Here is an 18206-nt window from a genome sequence, read left to right as displayed (position 1 = left end):
TCTATAGTAAATATGAGTGAAAGAGCTAGATGGTATGTAGTACACACATATTCAGGATATGAAAACAAGGTTAAAGCTAACCTTGAAAAAACTATTGAAAATAGAAACCTTGAAAGCTTGCTTCTTGACATTCAAGTTCCTATGGAGGAAGTTATTGAAGAGAAAGATGGTAAGACTAAGGTTTCTTTAAAGAAGAAATTCCCTGGTTATGTGTTAGTAAAAATGCTTATGACTGATGAGTCATGGTATGTGGTTAGAAACACAAGAGGTGTAACAGGATTTGTTGGCCCAGGTTCTAAACCAGTACCTCTTACTGAAGAGGAAGTAGAATCTATGGGAGTTGTTGAAATGCCTATAGATATTGACTTAGAAGTAGGAGAAAGCGTAAGAGTTATTTCAGGACCGCTTAGAGAATTCGTAGCGATAATCCAAGAAATAAGCCTTGAAAAGCACAAGATAAAGGCTTTAATTGACATGTTCGGCAGAGAAACTTTAGCCGAACTAGATTTCAACCAAGTTGAGAAATTAGTTTAATATTATATTGTATAAAACTAATGTTTTTAATTAAGTGGGAGGACAAAGTCCGTATTACCACAGTATAGGAGGAATAGTAAATGGCTAAGAAAGTAACAGGAATGATAAAATTACAACTTCCTGCAGGAAAGGCAACACCAGCACCACCAGTAGGTCCAGCATTAGGGCAACACGGTGTTAATATTATGGGATTCTGTAAGGAGTTTAACGCAAAGACTGCTAATCAAGCTGGATTAATAATACCAGTTGTTATAACAGTATATCAAGATAGATCATTTAGCTTTATCTTAAAAACTCCACCAGCTGCAGTTCTAATCAAGAAAGAATTAGGATTAGAAAGTGGTTCAGGAGTTCCAAACAGAACAAAGGTTGGAACATTAACTAAGGATCAAGTTAGAAAGATCGCTGAATTAAAAATGCCAGACTTAAATGCTGCTTCAATCGAAACTGCTATGAGCATGATCGAAGGAACTGCAAGAAGTATGGGTGTTACTATAGCAGAGTAATTCTAATTTTTTTAAAAAAGTGGGAGGTAAAAACCGCTAAAACCACGAAGGAGGCATTACAATGGGAAAGAAATATGTTGAAAGTTCAAAATTAGTAGATAAGAACGTTTTATATACACCAGCTGAAGCTTTAGATTTAGCTGTTAAAACTGCAAAAGCTAAGTTCGATGAAACTATCGAATTACACGTAAGATTAGGGGTAGACCCAAGACACGCTGACCAACAAGTTAGAGGAGCTGTTGTTCTTCCAAACGGAACTGGTAGAAGTGTTAGAGTTTTAGTATTCGCTAAAGGTGCTAAAGCTACAGAAGCTCAAGAAGCAGGAGCAGATTTCGTTGGAGCTGAAGAATTAGTTCAAAAGATCCAAGGTGAAAACTGGTTCGATTACGATGTAGTAGTTGCTACTCCAGATATGATGGGTGTAGTTGGTAGATTAGGTAGAGTTTTAGGACCTAAGGGATTAATGCCAAACCCAAAATCAGGAACAGTTACATTTGATGTAGCTAAGGCTATTGCTGAAATCAAAGCTGGTAAGGTTGAATATAGAGTTGATAAAACTGCTATCGTTCACTGCCCAATCGGAAAGAAATCATTTGGTGTTGAAAAGTTACAAGAAAACTTCCACGCTTTAATGGACGCTTTAGTAAAGGCTAAACCAGCAGCTGCTAAGGGACAATACGTTAAATCAGTATCTGTTTCAAGCACAATGGGACCTGGAGCAAAAATTAACCCAACTAAAGTTTTAGATTAATATTGACATAATGGAATTTACATAGTATAATAAATTTCGTTGTGAAAAAGAAAATACTGTTTCCGTAGACAGTAGGTGCCGAAAGGTTTAAAGTGATCGCCTACCTAGGATATACTAGATATGTGATTATTTGGTCTTCCTGTGTCTATGGGAAGACCTTTCTTAATATATATTACAGTTAATAACTGTGAGGAGGTGGACACACAGTGATAAAGAAGAATAGACAAATCAAAGAAGCTAAGGTAGCTGAGATAAGAGAAAAGTTAGAAAAAGCTCAAGGTGTAGCATTAGCTAATTACCAAGGATTAACAGTTGAAGAAGATACAATGTTAAGAAAGAGCTTAAGAGAAGCTGGTGTTGAATATAAAGTTTACAAGAACTCATTAGTAACATTAGCAGCTAACGAATTAGGTCTAGGTGATTTAGTTCAATACTTAGAAGGGCCAGTTTCAATAGCATTCGGATACGAAGATGCTACTGCTCCTGCAAGAGTATTAAACAACTTCGCTAAAGATCATAAGAAGTTAGAACTTAAAGCAGGTGTTGTTGACGGTATTGTTTATGACAAGGCTGGAGTTGAAAAACTTGCAACAATCCCATCAAAAGAAGTTCTTATTGCAAAACTTCTTGGAAGCTTCAAAGCTCCATTATCAAACCTTGCATATTTATTAAATGCAATTAAAGAAAAAAAAGAATCAGAGTCAGCTGAATAATAAACTGATAAAAATTTTGGAGGTGCAATTAAAATGACAAGAGAAGAAATCATTCAAGCTATAAAAGAAATGACTGTTTTAGAATTAAACGAATTAGTAACTGCTTGCGAAGAGGAGTTTGGTGTTAGCGCTGCTGCTCCAGTTGCTGTTGCTGGTGGAGCTGTTGCAGGTGCTGCAGCAGAAGAAAAGACTGAGTTCGACGTAGTATTAGCTAACGCTGGTGCTAACAAGATCAAAGTTATCAAAGTTGTTAGAGAAATAACTGGATTAGGATTAAAGGAAGCTAAAGAAATAGTTGACGGAGCTCCTAAGACATTAAAAGAAGCTGTTTCTAAAGAAGAAGCTGAAGACATGAAAGCTAAATTAGCTGAAGTTGGAGCTGAAGTAGAAGTTAAGTAATTTCTTAACTTTATATAAAAAGGTGCTTAATAGCACCTTTTTTATTGCCTAAATACAGAAAATGATAAAATTTACTAAAATTGTAGGAATAAAAAATAATATGTAAAAGTGTTGACAAAAAAAATCCATTATGATACTATCATTAAATGTACTATTCATTATGGATAATTATATATTCTTACGAAAATGAGTATAATCAATAGAAAAATGGTTATACTATAACGTGATGCTCTCCGAAAGCATAGGTCCTTAGGGAAATTATGCTTTTGGTTATTTTACTTTAAAACAAGGGGTGAAAATTCATGGTACATCCTGTCCAAGTCGGAAAAAGAACTAGAATGAGCTTTGCTAAGGTTAAAGATGTAACCGAAATGCCAAACTTAATCGAAATACAATTAGATTCTTATGAGTGGTTTTTAAGAGAAGGTTTATTAGAAGTATTCGATGATGTAAATCCAATCACTAACTTTACTGGGAATCTTGTGCTTGAGTTTGTAGACTATAAGCTTGATATGGATAATATCAAATATTCGGTTGAGGAATGCAAAGAAAGAGATTGCACTTACGCAGCTCCATTAAAGGTGTCAGTAAGACTGACAAACAATGAAACTGGAGAAATTAAAGAACAAGAAGTCTTTATGGGTGATTTCCCACTAATGACTGAACAAGGAACATTCATCATCAATGGTGCTGAAAGAGTTATTGTTAGCCAATTAGTTAGATCTCCAGGTGTATATTATAGTAATACTGTTGATAAGAGTGGTAAAAAACTATTCGCTTCAACTGTTATTCCTAACAGAGGTGCATGGTTAGAATATGAAACAGATTCTAATGATGTTATTTATGTGAGAATTGACAAAACTAGAAAATTACCAATAACTATTTTAGCTAGAGCTATGGGTTATGGAAGTGACCAAGAGCTTTTAGACTATTTTGGTGAAGAAGAAAGATTTAAAGCTACTATTGAAAAAGATAATACTAAGACTAAAGAGGAAGCTTTACTTGAAATCTATAAGAGATTAAGACCAGGTGAACCTCCAACAGTAGATAGTGCAGTATCTTTAATAGACTCTTTATTCTTTGATGCAAAGAGATATGATTTATCAAGAGTTGGTAGATACAAATTCAATAAAAAGTTAGCTCTTAACTTAAGACTTATAAACCAAATAGCTGCTACTGATATAATAAACCCTTCAACTGGAGAAATAATGGTTGAACAAGGTGAAAAAATTAGCAGAAGCATGGCTGAGGATATTCAAAATGCAGGAATTAATTCTGTTGATATCTTAGTTGAAGATAAAGTTTTAAGAGTTATAGGTAACCACTTTGTAGATATAGAAAAAGTAGTATCATTTGATATTAGTGATTTAAACATAAGAGAAGCTGTTCATTATCCAACTCTAATGGAAATATTAGAAAATTACGATGATGAAGCGACTATCAAAGAAGAAATTAAAAAGAACATAACTAGATTAATACCTAAACATATAGTAAGAGATGATATATTTGCAACTATAAGCTACGAATTAGGATTAGCTTACGGTGTAGGATATACTGACGACATAGACCATTTAGGTAACAGAAGATTAAGATCTGTTGGTGAGCTTCTTCAAAATCAATTTAGAATTGGTTTATCAAGAATGGAAAGAGTAGTTAAAGAAAGAATGACTATTCAAGACCAAGAAGCAATTACACCACAAATGTTAATCAATATTAGACCAGTTGCTGCATCTATCAAAGAATTCTTTGGTAGTTCACAATTATCACAATTCATGGATCAAACAAATCCACTTTCAGAATTAACACATAAGAGAAGATTATCTGCTTTAGGACCAGGAGGTCTTTCAAGAGAAAGAGCTGGTTTCGAAGTAAGAGACGTTCACCATTCTCATTATGGTAGAATGTGTCCTATAGAAACTCCAGAAGGACCAAATATAGGGCTTATTAACTCACTTGCAACATATGCAAAAGTTAATGAATATGGATTTATTGAAACTCCATATAGAATTATAGATAAAGAAACTGGTGTTGTGACTAATGAAATAAGATACTTCACAGCTGATGAAGAAGATTTATATTTAATAGCACAAGCAAAAGAACCAATCGGTGAAGACGGTAGATTTGTAGACAGTAGAGTTACTGTTAGATATAAGCATGACATATTACAAGTTAATGCTAAAGATGTAGATTTAATGGACGTTTCACCAAGACAAATAGTTTCAGTTGCAACAGCAATGATACCTTTCCTTGAAAATGATGACGCGTCTAGAGCACTGATGGGTGCGAACATGCAACGTCAAGCAGTTCCACTATTAAAGCCACAAGCGCCTATCGTTGGTACAGGAATAGAATACAGAGCAGCAGCTGACTCAGGAGTATTACCAAAGGCTAAAAATTCAGGTAAAGTTGTATATGTTAGTTCTTCAGAAATCAGAGTTAAGAGAGATGCTGATGGCGGAATTGACACATATAAATTACTTAAATTCAAGAGAAGTAACCCAGGTACTTGTATAAATCAAAGACCTTTAGTTGATAAGGGTGAAATTGTATTTAAGAACCAAGTATTAGCTGATGGACCAGCAACTGACCTAGGAGAAATCGCATTAGGAAAGAATATCAGAATGGGATTCATTACTTGGGAAGGTTACAACTACGAGGATGCTATGCTTATCTCTGAAGAATTAGTAAGAGAAGACGTATTTACTTCTATCCATATTGAAGAATATGAATGTGAAGCTAGAGATACTAAGCTAGGACCAGAAGAAATAACAAGAGATATTCCAAACGTAAGTGAAGATGCTCTTAAAGATATAGATGAAAGAGGAATAATCAGAATCGGTGCTGAAGTTAGATCAGGAGATGTACTTGTAGGTAAAGTAACACCTAAGGGTGAAACTGAGTTAACAGCTGAAGAAAGATTATTAAGAGCGATATTCGGTGAAAAGGCTAGAGAGGTAAGAGACACTTCTTTAAGAGTTCCACACGGAGAAGCTGGTATCATCGTTGATGTAAAAGTATTTACAAGAGAAAACGGTGATGAATTAAATCCAGGTGTAAATGAGCTTGTAAGATGTTACATTGCTCAAAAGAGAAAAATATCTGTTGGAGATAAGATGGCAGGACGTCACGGTAACAAAGGGGTTATTTCTAGAGTTTTACCAGAAGAAGATATGCCATTCTTACCAGATGGTAGACCACTACAAATTTGTTTAAATCCACTAGGGGTTCCATCTCGTATGAATATCGGTCAGGTATTAGAAGTTCACTTAGGATGGGCAGCAAGTCAATTAGGATGGCATATAGCTACTCCTGTATTTGATGGTGCTACAGAACAAAATATTGAAGAATGCTTAGTAAAAGCAGGATACAATGCGCATGGAAAGACTGTATTATACGATGGAAGAACTGGAGAACCATTTGATAATGAAGTTACAGTTGGTATAATGTATATCTTAAAACTTGCTCACTTAGTTGATGATAAGATCCATGCTAGATCAACAGGTCCATATTCATTAGTTACTCAACAACCACTTGGAGGTAAAGCTCAATTCGGTGGTCAAAGATTTGGGGAAATGGAAGTTTGGGCATTAGAAGCTTACGGTGCAGCTCACACATTACAAGAAATCTTAACAGTTAAGTCAGATGATGTTGTAGGTAGAGTTAAGACATACGAAGCAATAGTTAAAGGTGAAAATATTCCAGAACCAGGAGTACCAGAATCATTTAAGGTTCTTATCAAAGAACTTCAAGCTTTATGTTTAGATGTTAAAGTGTTAAATGAAGACAATGAAGAAGTTAAATTAAAAGAATTCTCAGATGATGATTCTGATGAGTTAGAAGTAAACATTGAAGGTACTGAAGAAGTAATTCCGGAACATGTAGCTGATGAAGACAGCTATACAGTTAATGATGAAGAAATTGAAGAGGATATTGATTATGAATCATTTGCTCTTGAAGGTTTTCATGAAGAAGAATTAGATGAATTCGTTGATGACGAACACTAAAATTGAAGGGAGGATATACCCTTGTTTGAATTAAACAATTTTGATGCTATACAAATAGGTTTAGCTTCACCAAGCCAAATTAGAGAATGGTCAAGAGGAGAAGTTAAAAAACCAGAAACAATTAACTATAGAACTTTAAAACCAGAAAGAGATGGTCTATTCTGTGAAAGAATTTTTGGACCTATGAAAGACTGGGAATGTCATTGTGGTAAATACAAGAGAGTTAGATATAAAGGGATTGTTTGTGACAGATGTGGAGTTGAAGTTACAAAAGCTAAAGTAAGAAGAGAGAGAATGGGGCACATTGAACTGGCTGCTCCAGTATCTCACATTTGGTACTTTAAAGGAATTCCATCAAGAATGGGATTACTTTTAGATATGTCACCAAGAGCTTTAGAAAAAGTTCTTTACTTTGCGTCATATATCGTTATAGATCCAAAAGAAACTTCATTACTTAAAAAACAACTTTTAAGTGAAAAAGAATATAGAGAAGCAGTTGATAAGTTCGGTGAAGAAAGCTTCGTAGCTGGAATGGGTGCAGAGGCTGTTCAAGAAATCTTAGGAGAAATCGACTTAGATGCATCTTCAAGAGACTTAAAAGAAGAGTTAAAGACTAGTAGTGGTCAAAAGAAAGTAAGAATCATAAGAAGACTTGAAGTTGTAGAATCTTTTAGAAAATCTGGAAATGATCCAAGATGGATGGTTATAAATGTTATTCCAGTTATTCCACCAGATTTAAGACCAATGGTTCAATTAGATGGAGGAAGATTTGCTACATCTGATTTAAATGATTTATATAGAAGAGTAATAAACAGAAATAACAGATTAAAGAAGCTTTTAGATTTAGGAGCTCCAGATATAATCGTTAGAAATGAAAAGAGAATGCTTCAAGAAGCAGTTGATGCTCTTATAGATAATGGTAGAAGAGGAAGACCAGTAACTGGTCCTGGAAACAGACCTCTAAAATCTTTATCAGATATGTTAAAAGGTAAGCAAGGTAGATTTAGACAAAACTTACTTGGTAAGAGAGTTGACTACTCTGGTAGATCAGTTATCGTTGTTGGACCAGAGTTAAAGATGTACCAATGTGGTTTACCAAAGGAAATGGCTTTAGAATTATTCAAGCCTTTCGTAATGAAAAAATTAGTTGAAGATGGCGTAGCTCATAACATAAAGAGTGCTAAGAGAATGGTTGAAAGAGTAAATGATCAAGTATGGGATATACTTGAAGAAGTTATTACTGACCATCCAGTTTTACTTAACAGAGCACCTACTCTACACAGACTTGGAATTCAAGCATTCCAACCTGTATTAGTAGAAGGTAGAGCTATTAAGCTACACCCATTAGTATGTACAGCATATAATGCGGACTTCGATGGAGACCAAATGGCTGTTCACGTACCTTTATCAGTTGAAGCACAAGCAGAAGCAAGATTCTTAATGCTTGCAGCTGGAAACATAATGAAACCTTCAGATGGTAAGCCAGTTTGTGTACCTACACAGGATATGGTTTTAGGTTCATATTACTTAACAATGGATAAAGAAGGTGCTAAGGGTGAAGGAAGTGTATTCTCAAGCATAGATGAAGCTATAATGGCTTATAATGTTGGAGAAATAGCTGTTCACGCTGCTATTAAAGTTAGAATGTTTAAAGAAGTTAATGGAGAAGTTAAATCAGGTATAATCAATACTACTGTTGGTAAGATTATATTCAACGAATCTATTCCTCAAGATTTAGGTTACGTAGATAGAACAAATCCAGAAACTGAATTTGATTTAGAAGTTGATTTCTTAATTACTAAGAAAACTTTAGGAAAACTTATAGATAAGTGTTATATAAAACACGGACCTACTAATACATCAATAATGCTAGATAATATTAAAGCATTAGGATATCACTACTCATCAATTGGTGCCGTAACTGTTGCTGCATCAGATATGATAGTACCTGAAGCTAAGTATGCACTACTTAAAGATGCTGAAGAAACAGTTGAAAAAGTAGAAAAGATGTATAAGAGAGGATTCATATCTGAAGATGAAAGATATGAAAAAGTTATTGAAAAATGGAGTAAGACTACAGAAGATGTAGCGAATGCACTTATGGATAGCTTGGATAAATTCAATCCAATATTCATGATGGCTGACTCTGGAGCCAGAGGTTCTAAGGCTCAGATAAAACAATTAGCTGGTATGAGAGGACTTATGGCCGCTCCATCAGGTAAGATTATCGAGCTACCAATCAAGGCATCATTTAGAGAAGGTCTAGACGTATTAGAATACTTCATATCAACACACGGTGCTAGAAAGGGTAATGCCGATACAGCACTTAAAACTGCCGATTCAGGTTACTTAACTAGAAGACTTGTTGACGTATCACAAGACGTTATCGTAAGAGAAGAAGATTGTGGTACTGAAAGAGGATTAATAGTTTCTGAAATTAAGGAAGGTAACGAAGTAATCGAAGGATTAGCAGAAAGACTATATGGTAGATACACTGCTGAGGAAGTTATCAACCCTCAAACAGGTGAAATATTAATAGGTAAAGATGAATATATAGAATCAGACATGGCTGATAAGATTACAGCTGCTGGTGTTAAGAAGGTTAAAATAAGATCTGTATTTACATGTAACTGTAAGGTTGGTGTTTGTGCTAAATGTTACGGTATGAACATGGCTACAGCTCAAAAAATTAACATCGGAGAAGCTGTTGGTATTATAGCAGCTCAATCTATCGGAGAACCTGGTACTCAGCTTACAATGAGAACATTCCATACTGGTGGTGTTGCGACTGGTGCGGATATCACTCAAGGTCTTCCTAGAGTTGAAGAATTATTTGAAGCTAGAAAACCTAAGGGTCTTGCAATAGTATCAGAAATTGCAGGTACAGTAAGAGTTGAAGAAACTAAGAAGAAGAAGACTGTATTTGTAATGGGTGCAGATGGAGAAGAACGTAGCTATGATATTCCATTTGGTTCAAGATTAAGAGTTTCTGATGATGATATAATAGAAGCTGGAGATGAAATAACAGAAGGTTCAGTTAACCCTCATGATATAATGAGTATCAAGGGTGTTGAAGGTGCTAGAAGATACTTACTTTCTGAAGTTCAAAAGGTTTATAGACTACAAGGGGTTGATATCAACGATAAGCACTTAGAAGTAGTTGTTAGACAAATGACTAGAAAAGTTAAGGTTTCTGATTCAGGAGATACTGAATTATTACCAGGAACTATGATAGATATGTTTGACTTTGAAGCAGAAAATGAAAGAGTTAGAGAGTTTGGTGGAGAAGAAGCTAAGGGTGAAATAGCATTACTAGGTATTACTAAAGCAGCTCTTGCAACTGATAGTTTCTTATCAGCAGCATCATTCCAAGAAACTACTAGAGTTCTTACAGAAGCAGCAATCAAAGGAAAAATAGATCCATTAATAGGATTGAAAGAAAATGTTATTATAGGTAAGTTAATTCCAGCTGGAACAGGTATGATGAGATATAGAACTGTTAAGCTAGATGTACCAGGGCAAGATGAAGAAAAAGAGATTGCCAATACAATAGAATAATACATTGCAATTTTATTGACATGTGTATGCTTAAATGATAAAATACCAATTGTGTGATTTTGAAGCTACACTACAGTATTATTGTCTACATGATTTCATGGAGGCATCTGTATAACATGCCTCTGTGAACTTTAATTAAGGAGGGGGATTCATGTTAGACAGAATTGTAGGAAAAAAAGTAATTGGAATAAAACAAAGTACTAAGTTGATAAAAAATGGCGAAGGAAAAGTTTTATATGTAGCTAAAGATGCAAATGCTAAGTTGATATCTCCAATTATTCAACTAGCAGAAGAGAAAAACATTAAAATTGTAGAAGTATCTACAATGAAAGAACTTGGGAAAATAGGCGGGATAGATGTTAAAGCATCAGCGGTATTGACCCTAGAATAAAATAAATTAGTGTTTATCTTATTTTATATAGATAAATAAATTTCAGGAGGTGAAGAAATGCCAACTATAAGCCAATTAGTAAGAAAAGGTAGAAAAACTGTTGTTAACAAATCTACAGCACCAGCACTTAACGAGTGTCCACAAAGAAGAGGAGTTTGTACTGTTGTAAAAACTACTACTCCAAAGAAGCCTAACTCAGCTTTAAGAAAAATTGCCAGAGTAAGACTTACAAACGGATTCGAAGTTACTGCTTACATCGGTGGTGTAGGACACAACTTACAAGAGCACAGCGTTGTTCTTATAAGAGGTGGTAGAGTTAAGGACCTTCCTGGTGTTAGATACCATATCGTAAGAGGAGCACTAGACTGTGCTGGAGTAGCTAACAGATTACAAGGAAGATCTAAATACGGTGCTAAGAGACCAAAGCAAAAATAGTTTTCTAAACTAAGACAGTGCTTATCTTCGGCATTTACATAGGCTGGGAATTTTACATAAGGTTTATATAGATGTAAGAAGCGAAGCACTTTACGGTAAGTAAACTTACCGAGTACCTATGAATTAAATTAAAAATTGTTAAGGAGGGAAGAAAAGTGCCAAGAAAAGGATTTATCGCAAAAAGAGATGTATTACCAGATCCAATGTACAACTCAAAAGTTGTTACTAAGTTAATAAACAACGTAATGGAAGATGGTAAAAAAGGAGTAGCACAAAAGATTTGCTACGAAGCGTTTGAAATTATGGCGCAAAAAACAGGCAAAGATGCTTTAGAAGTATTCGAAGAAGCTATGAACAATGTTATGCCTTTATTAGAAGTTAAAGCTAGAAGAATAGGTGGTGCTAACTACCAAGTTCCAATCGAAGTTAGACCTGAGAGAAGACAAACTTTAGGTATCAGATGGATACTAGCTGCTGCTAGAAAAAGAGGCGAAAAAGTTATGGCTCAAAGATTAGCTGGAGAATTATTAGATGCAGCTAACAATACTGGAGCTGCTGTTAAAAAGAGAGAAGATACTCACAAAATGGCAGAAGCAAACAAAGCATTCGCTCACTACAGATACTAATACTACAAAAACTGTTTTGGCTTATGCCAAAACAGTTTTGTCGAATATAAAATTACTCATTGAGAGGAGGACATACAATGGCTAGAAAATATCCATTAGACAAATTCCGTAACTTTGGAATAATGGCTCACATTGATGCTGGTAAAACAACAACAACTGAGCGTATATTATTCTATACAGGAAAGAGCCACAAAATAGGAGAAGTTCATGAAGGTGCTGCTACAATGGACTGGATGGTTCAAGAGCAAGAAAGAGGTATAACAATTACTTCTGCAGCAACAACTTGTTTCTGGGAAGGTCATGAATTAAACATCATCGATACTCCAGGACACGTAGATTTCACAGTTGAAGTTGAAAGATCATTAAGAGTTCTTGATGGAGCTGTTACAGTTCTTGATGCTAAGAGTGGGGTTGAACCACAAACTGAAACTGTTTGGAGACAGGCAGATAAGTACGGTGTTCCAAGAATGATTTATGTTAATAAGATGGATGCTACAGGAGCTGATTTCTTCAGATGTATAAACACTGTAAGAGATAGATTAAAAGCTAATGCAGTGCCAATACAAATACCAGTTGGTGCAGAAGCTGACTTCAGAGGTATGGTTGATTTAATAACTAATAAAGCAATCATAACTTATGATGATCTAGGTAAAGATGTAAGAATTGAAGAAATTCCTGCAGACTTAGTTGATCAAGCTGAAGAATACAGAATGGCAATGATTGAAGCAATTGCTGAAACTGATGAAGCGTTAATGGAAAAATACCTTGAAGGTGAAGAATTAACTGAAGAAGAGTTACACACTGCTTTAAGAAAAGCTACAATAGCTAACGAAATCGTTCCATGTATCTGTGGGTCTTCATACAAAAACAAAGGGGTTCAAGAAATGATCAACGGTGTTGTTGCTTACTTACCATCACCATTAGACATTCCTGCAATCCAAGGGCAAACTTTAGAAGGTGAAGAAGATTCAAGAGAAGCTTCAGATGAAGCTCCAATGTCAGCTTTAGCATTCAAAATTGCTACTGACCCATTCGTTGGAAAGCTTGCTTTCACAAGAATTTATTCAGGTGTAATGAACAGTGGTTCATATGTTCTTAACTCAACTAAGGGTAAGAAAGAAAGAATCGGAAGACTTGTTAAAATGCACTCTAACACAAGAGAAGAAGTTGAGTCATTAGAAGCAGGTGAATTAGGAGCAATCATCGGATTAAAGAACACTACTACTGGTGATACTTTATGTGATGAAAATGCACCAATCATACTTGAATCAATGGAATTCCCAGAACCAGTTATATCTGTAGCTATCGAGCCAAAGACAAAAGCTGGTCAAGAAAAGATGGGATTAGCTTTATCTAAATTAGCTGAAGAAGACCCAACTTTCAAAACATGGACTGATCAAGAAACTGGTCAAACAATCATCGCTGGTATGGGTGAGTTACACTTAGATATCATCGTTGATAGATTACAAAGAGAATTCAAAGTTGAATGTAACGTTGGAGCTCCTCAAGTTGCTTACAAAGAAACTATCAGATCAGCTGTTAAAGCTGAAGCTAAGTATGCTAAGCAATCAGGTGGTAAGGGTCAATACGGTCATGCTGTTATTGAAATGGAACCAACTGAAGGAGAATACAGCTTTGAAAATGCTATCGTTGGGGGAGCTGTTCCAAGAGAATACATTCCTGCAATTGATGCTGGTATCCAAGAAGCTGCTAAGAACGGTATCATAGCTGGTTACGAAGTTATTAACTTCAAAGTTAAGTTAGTACACGGTTCTTACCACGAAGTCGATTCATCAGAAATGGCATTCAAGATTGCTGGTTCTATGGCATTCAAGAACGCTATGCAAAAAGCAAGCCCAGTATTACTTGAACCAATGATGAAGGTTGAAGTAACTGTACCAGAAGAGTACATGGGAGATGTTATCGGTGATATCAACTCAAGAAGAGGTAGAATGGAAGGTATGGAAGCAGTTAACGGAGCTCAAGTTATAAGAGCATACGTTCCACTAGCTGAAATGTTTGGATATGCTACATCTTTAAGATCAAGATCTCAAGGTAGAGGTAACTACTCAATGGTATTCGATCACTATGAAGAGGTACCAAAGAGCATCCAAGAAGAAGTTGCTGGTAAGAGAGCTAAATAATAAATAAATTGTAATAATTTCTTGCAATGTTGTTCATAATTATATTATGAAGGCATTGCGAGAGTTAAAATATATATTTTTTATAAAAAATAATTAAATTTTTAAAAATAATGATGAAATTTGTAAACTTAATAGTTATAATAATATTAAGATTAACATAATTTTATTTCCATAAAGGAGGATTTTCAAATGGCAAAGCAAAAGTTCGAAAGAAGTAAACCACACGTAAATATCGGAACAATAGGTCACGTAGACCACGGTAAGACTACATTAACAGCAGCTATTACAACAGTATTAGCAAACAGAGGATTCGCAGAAGCGTTCAACTACGCTGATATCGATAAGGCTCCAGAAGAAAAAGAAAGAGGAATCACAATCAATACAGCTCACGTTGAATACGAAACAGAAAACAGACACTACGCTCACGTTGACTGTCCAGGACACGCTGACTACGTTAAGAACATGATCACAGGAGCTGCTCAAATGGACGGAGCTATCTTAGTTTGTTCAGCAGCAGATGGTCCAATGCCTCAAACAAGAGAGCACATCCTACTAGCTTCAAGAGTTGGTGTTGACTACATCGTTGTATTCTTAAACAAAGCAGATATGGTTGATGACGAAGAATTATTAGAATTAGTTGAAATGGAAGTTAGAGAATTATTATCTGAATACAACTTCCCAGGAGATGACATTCCAGTAATCAAGGGATCAGCTTTAAGAGCATTAGAAAACCCAACAGATCCAGAAGCAACAGCTTGCATCATGGAATTAATGGATGCTGTAGATAGCTACATCCCAACTCCAGAAAGAGCAACAGATAAGCCATTCTTAATGCCAGTAGAAGACGTATTTACAATCACTGGTAGAGGAACAGTTGCAACAGGAAGAGTTGAAAGAGGAATTCTTCACGTATCAGACGAAGTAGAAATCGTTGGATTAATGGAAGAAAAGAGAAAAGTAGTTGTAACAGGAATCGAAATGTTCAGAAAGTTACTAGACGAAGCACAAGCTGGAGATAACATCGGAGCATTATTAAGAGGTGTTCAAAGAACAGACATCGAAAGAGGTCAAGTATTAGCAAAAGTTGGATCAGTAAATCCACACAGCAAGTTCGTAGGTCAAGTATACGTACTTAAGAAAGATGAAGGTGGTAGACATACTCCATTCTTCGATGGATACAGACCACAATTCTACTTCAGAACAACAGACGTTACAGGATCAATCAAATTACCAGAAGGAATGGAAATGGTTATGCCTGGAGACCATATCGATATGAACGTTGAGTTAATCACTCAAGTAGCTATGGATGAAGGTTTAAGATTCGCTATCAGAGAAGGTGGAAGAACTGTAGGTTCAGGAGTTGTTACTTCAATAGTTGAATAGTAATAACACTTTAAACTTTTTGTTTAAAATTCTTTTCAAATATAAATTTTAAAATAAGCGCTAAAATGTTATCACAAAAAATAGAGAAAGTAAGGGGACGCCTTTACTTTCTCTTTTTTTATTTTAAAAGTCATAAGAGTTAAGTTGATTTAATTATATAATGTTCAATAGATAGTATATAAAAGAAGTTTATAATAATATAATTTTATGGCTTGTTAAGATAAATTAAAATTCAATTTTAAGATGAATAAGTAATTAAGATGATATTATTATAGTTACTTTCAAATATAAAGCAAAAAATAAAATATAAAATATAATTATATATAAATAGACAAGTTATATAAATAAAAGAGATAAAAAACGAAAAAATATAACAATAATTGTTTAAAAATATATTAAATGGTGAAAAATTATAAATATAAACCAATAGAAAGTAAAATTTCATTAAATATACTATTGAAAAAAAGTAAAAATCGATATAAAATTATAACAGTTGAATGACGAATTTACTTTTTTAAGCTTAATGAAAAAAACTAAAAAATGGTTTTAAAAAGATGAAAAAAAGTCTTGATAAACATATTTAAAGATAGTATAATAAAGAAGTTGTGTAGCATAACGCGATGAATCAAGAGGTTGCCGGACTTCCGGGTTATTCTTGAGGAGCAAGTCAGGATCTAGAATCCGACGGCAGGGGTAGATGTCTGTGTTCTTAGGTATGAAACACCAGGAACAGTTTACAGAACTACAACTGTTGTGCGTTAGAAGTAAAGCGTACATGAAAAGGAGGGAAACCAGAATGTCAAAACAAAAAATAAGAATCAGATTAAAGGCTTTTGATCACACTATATTAGATCAATCTGCTGAAAAAATCGTTGAAACAGCTAAATCAACAGGAGCAAAGGTTGCAGGTCCAGTACCACTACCTACTGAAAAAGATGTTGTTACAATATTAAGAGCTGTTCACAAATACAAAGATTCAAGAGAACAATTCGAAATCAGAACACACAAGAGATTAATCGACATCGTTAATCCATCACCAAAAACTGTTGATGCATTAATGAGATTAAACTTACCTGCTGGTGTAGATATCGAAATAAAGCTATAATAGCTTAACTATTAAATAAACAGTTTGAACGGTTATGATTGCTAAGCAATCCGCTAATACGTTTAGGAGGTGTAAATACATGAAAAAAGCTATAATCGGTAAGAAAATTGGGATGACTCAAATATTCGATGAAAATGGAAAAGTTGTTCCTGTAACTGTAGTAGAAGCTGGACCATGTGTTGTTGTTCAAAAGAAGACTATCGAAAAGGATGGTTATGAAGCAATACAAGTTGGTTTCGGTGAAATAAGAGAAAAATTAGTTAACAAGCCAGTAAAAGGACACTTTGCTAAGGCTGGAGTATCTTTAAGAAGAACTTTAAAAGAGTTCAGATTAGAAGATTGCAGCGCTTATGAAGTAGGTACAGAAATAAAAGCTGATACTTTCGTTGCTGGAGATAAGGTTGACGTTTCAGGAGTTTCTAAAGGTAAGGGATTCCAAGGTGTTATTAAGAGATGGAATGCTAACAGAGGGCCAATGTCACACGGTTCTAAGTTCCACAGAGCAGTAGGTTCAATGGGAGCTTCTTCTGATCCATCAAAAACATTTAAGAACAAACAAATGCCAGGACACATGGGACACGTAAACACTACTGTATTAAACTTAGAAGTTGTTAAAGTAATAGCTGAAAAGAATTTAATACTTATCAAGGGTGGTATCCCAGGTGCTAACAAGAGCACAGTTGTAATAAGAAACGCTGTTAAAGCTTAATTTCTTTAGAAAGGAGGAGACAGAATGCCTACAGTAGGATTATTTAACAAAGAAGGAAATAAAATTGAAGATATTCAATTAAATGATAAAGTATTCGCTGTTGAAGTGAATGCAGATGCTATGCACCAAGTAGTTGTTGCATTATTAGCTAACAAGAGACAAGGAACTCAATCAGCTAAGACTAGAGCTGAGGTTAGAGGAGGCGGAATCAAGCCTTGGAGACAAAAGGGAACTGGTAGAGCTAGACAAGGTTCTATAAGAGCACCTCAATGGATCAAAGGTGGAGTTGTATTCGCACCAAAGCCAAGAGATTACAGAATGTCTATACCAAAGTCAATGAGAAGAGTTGCTATGTTATCAGCATTAACTAGCAAAGTTCAAAATGATGAAATGATAGTATTAGATAGCTTAACATTAGAAGCTCCAAAGACTAAGGAAGTTGTTAAAATGTTAAATGCTTTCAATGCTAAGAAGACATTAATTGTTACTGCTGAATCAAACGAAGTAGTTTACAAATCAGCTAGAAACATAGAAGGAGTAGAAGTACTTCCAGTAAACAACATCAATGTTTATGATTTATTAAAATATCCAAAAGTAATCATGACTAAGGATGCTGTATCAAAGATTGAGGAGGTGTACGCATAATGAAGTTAACTAGCCACGATATAATCAGAAAGCCAGTTATAACTGAAAAGTCAATGGCTGCTATGGCAGACAAAAAGTACACTTTCATAGTTCATATGAGCGCTAACAAGGTTCAAATCAAGAAAGCGGTTGAAGAAGTTTTCGGCGTTAAAGTTGAAAAAGTTCAAACAATAAGAACTATGGGAAAAACTAAGAGAATGGGCGTACATGTTGGTAAGAGAGCTGACCAAAAGAAAGCTATAATCACATTAGCTCAAGATAGCAAAGGTATTGAATTCTTCGAAGGAATGCAATAATATAAAA

The 18206-nt window shown here is 34.9% G+C and carries 16 protein-coding genes and 1 other annotated feature; all 16 genes read left to right on the top strand.

Translation table 11 applies throughout. The annotated features are described in order from the left end of the window. Positions 1 to 12: 12 nt before the first annotated feature. The 16 genes from nusG to rplW all read left to right on the top strand — a co-directional run bounded on the left by nusG (position 13) and on the right by rplW (position 18199). On the top strand, positions 13 to 534 hold the full coding sequence (gene nusG / locus LPC13_RS09275; RefSeq protein WP_005212817.1) for a transcription termination/antitermination protein NusG: 522 nt from the start codon (positions 13 to 15) through the stop codon (positions 532 to 534). Positions 535 to 614: 80 nt separating this feature from the next. Beyond that, complete coding sequence (rplK, locus tag LPC13_RS09270) at positions 615 to 1040, top strand: 50S ribosomal protein L11 (protein WP_195245061.1); 426 nt, start codon at positions 615 to 617, stop codon at positions 1038 to 1040. A gap of 61 nt (positions 1041 to 1101) precedes the next feature. Continuing rightward, a complete protein-coding gene (gene rplA / locus LPC13_RS09265; protein WP_005212819.1) occupies positions 1102 to 1791 on the top strand; it encodes a 50S ribosomal protein L1 in 690 nt (229 codons plus the stop codon). A 44-nt stretch (positions 1792 to 1835) separates the two neighbouring features. After that, positions 1836 to 1964: a sequence feature (ribosomal protein L10 leader region), on the top strand. Between the two features lie 36 nt (positions 1965 to 2000). Next, positions 2001 to 2504 (top strand): 50S ribosomal protein L10, encoded by a 504-nt coding sequence (gene rplJ, locus LPC13_RS09260; protein ID WP_040419260.1) that lies wholly within the window; start codon positions 2001 to 2003, stop codon positions 2502 to 2504. 33 nt (positions 2505 to 2537) lie between these two features. Continuing rightward, positions 2538 to 2903 (top strand): 50S ribosomal protein L7/L12, encoded by a 366-nt coding sequence (rplL, locus tag LPC13_RS09255; protein ID WP_005212821.1) that lies wholly within the window; start codon positions 2538 to 2540, stop codon positions 2901 to 2903. 302 nt (positions 2904 to 3205) lie between these two features. Beyond that, on the top strand, positions 3206 to 6907 hold the full coding sequence (gene rpoB, locus LPC13_RS09250) for a DNA-directed RNA polymerase subunit beta (RefSeq protein WP_195245060.1): 3702 nt from the start codon (positions 3206 to 3208) through the stop codon (positions 6905 to 6907). 21 nt (positions 6908 to 6928) lie between these two features. Beyond that, on the top strand, positions 6929 to 10465 hold the full coding sequence (rpoC, locus tag LPC13_RS09245) for a DNA-directed RNA polymerase subunit beta' (protein ID WP_005212823.1): 3537 nt from the start codon (positions 6929 to 6931) through the stop codon (positions 10463 to 10465). Positions 10466 to 10616: 151 nt separating this feature from the next. After that, positions 10617 to 10856, top strand: a complete 240-nt coding sequence (locus LPC13_RS09240) for a ribosomal L7Ae/L30e/S12e/Gadd45 family protein (RefSeq protein WP_005212824.1) — start codon at positions 10617 to 10619, stop codon at positions 10854 to 10856. A gap of 57 nt (positions 10857 to 10913) precedes the next feature. Beyond that, entirely contained in the window at positions 10914 to 11291 is a 378-nt protein-coding gene (gene rpsL, locus LPC13_RS09235) for a 30S ribosomal protein S12 (RefSeq protein ID WP_005212826.1), read from the top strand. Between the two features lie 155 nt (positions 11292 to 11446). After that, a complete protein-coding gene (gene rpsG / locus LPC13_RS09230; protein WP_005212828.1) occupies positions 11447 to 11917 on the top strand; it encodes a 30S ribosomal protein S7 in 471 nt (156 codons plus the stop codon). Between the two features lie 77 nt (positions 11918 to 11994). Then, the gene (fusA, locus tag LPC13_RS09225) at positions 11995 to 14061 is read left to right on the top strand and encodes an elongation factor G (RefSeq protein WP_005212830.1); all 2067 of its coding nucleotides are present in this window, start codon (positions 11995 to 11997) and stop codon (positions 14059 to 14061) included. 189 nt (positions 14062 to 14250) lie between these two features. Continuing rightward, positions 14251 to 15444, top strand: a complete 1194-nt coding sequence (gene tuf / locus LPC13_RS09220; RefSeq protein WP_234088759.1) for an elongation factor Tu — start codon at positions 14251 to 14253, stop codon at positions 15442 to 15444. Positions 15445 to 16240: 796 nt separating this feature from the next. Further along, positions 16241 to 16549: a 30S ribosomal protein S10 gene (gene rpsJ, locus LPC13_RS09215; RefSeq protein ID WP_021876938.1), complete on the top strand. Its 309-nt coding sequence runs from the start codon at positions 16241 to 16243 to the stop codon at positions 16547 to 16549. 79 nt (positions 16550 to 16628) lie between these two features. Beyond that, positions 16629 to 17258 (top strand): 50S ribosomal protein L3, encoded by a 630-nt coding sequence (gene rplC / locus LPC13_RS09210; protein WP_005212047.1) that lies wholly within the window; start codon positions 16629 to 16631, stop codon positions 17256 to 17258. Between the two features lie 24 nt (positions 17259 to 17282). After that, a complete protein-coding gene (gene rplD / locus LPC13_RS09205; RefSeq protein WP_005212048.1) occupies positions 17283 to 17903 on the top strand; it encodes a 50S ribosomal protein L4 in 621 nt (206 codons plus the stop codon). Beyond that, positions 17903 to 18199 (top strand): 50S ribosomal protein L23, encoded by a 297-nt coding sequence (gene rplW, locus LPC13_RS09200; protein WP_005212049.1) that lies wholly within the window; start codon positions 17903 to 17905, stop codon positions 18197 to 18199. Before rplD ends, rplW begins: the two co-directional genes overlap by 1 nt. Positions 18200 to 18206 lie beyond the last annotated feature (7 nt).

Origin of the sequence: Clostridium celatum (assembly GCF_021412605.1) — a bacterium.
In the GTDB taxonomy this organism is placed as follows: Bacteria; Bacillota; Clostridia; order Clostridiales; family Clostridiaceae; genus Clostridium; species Clostridium celatum.
This window is presented reverse-complemented; position numbering and strand designations above follow the sequence as displayed.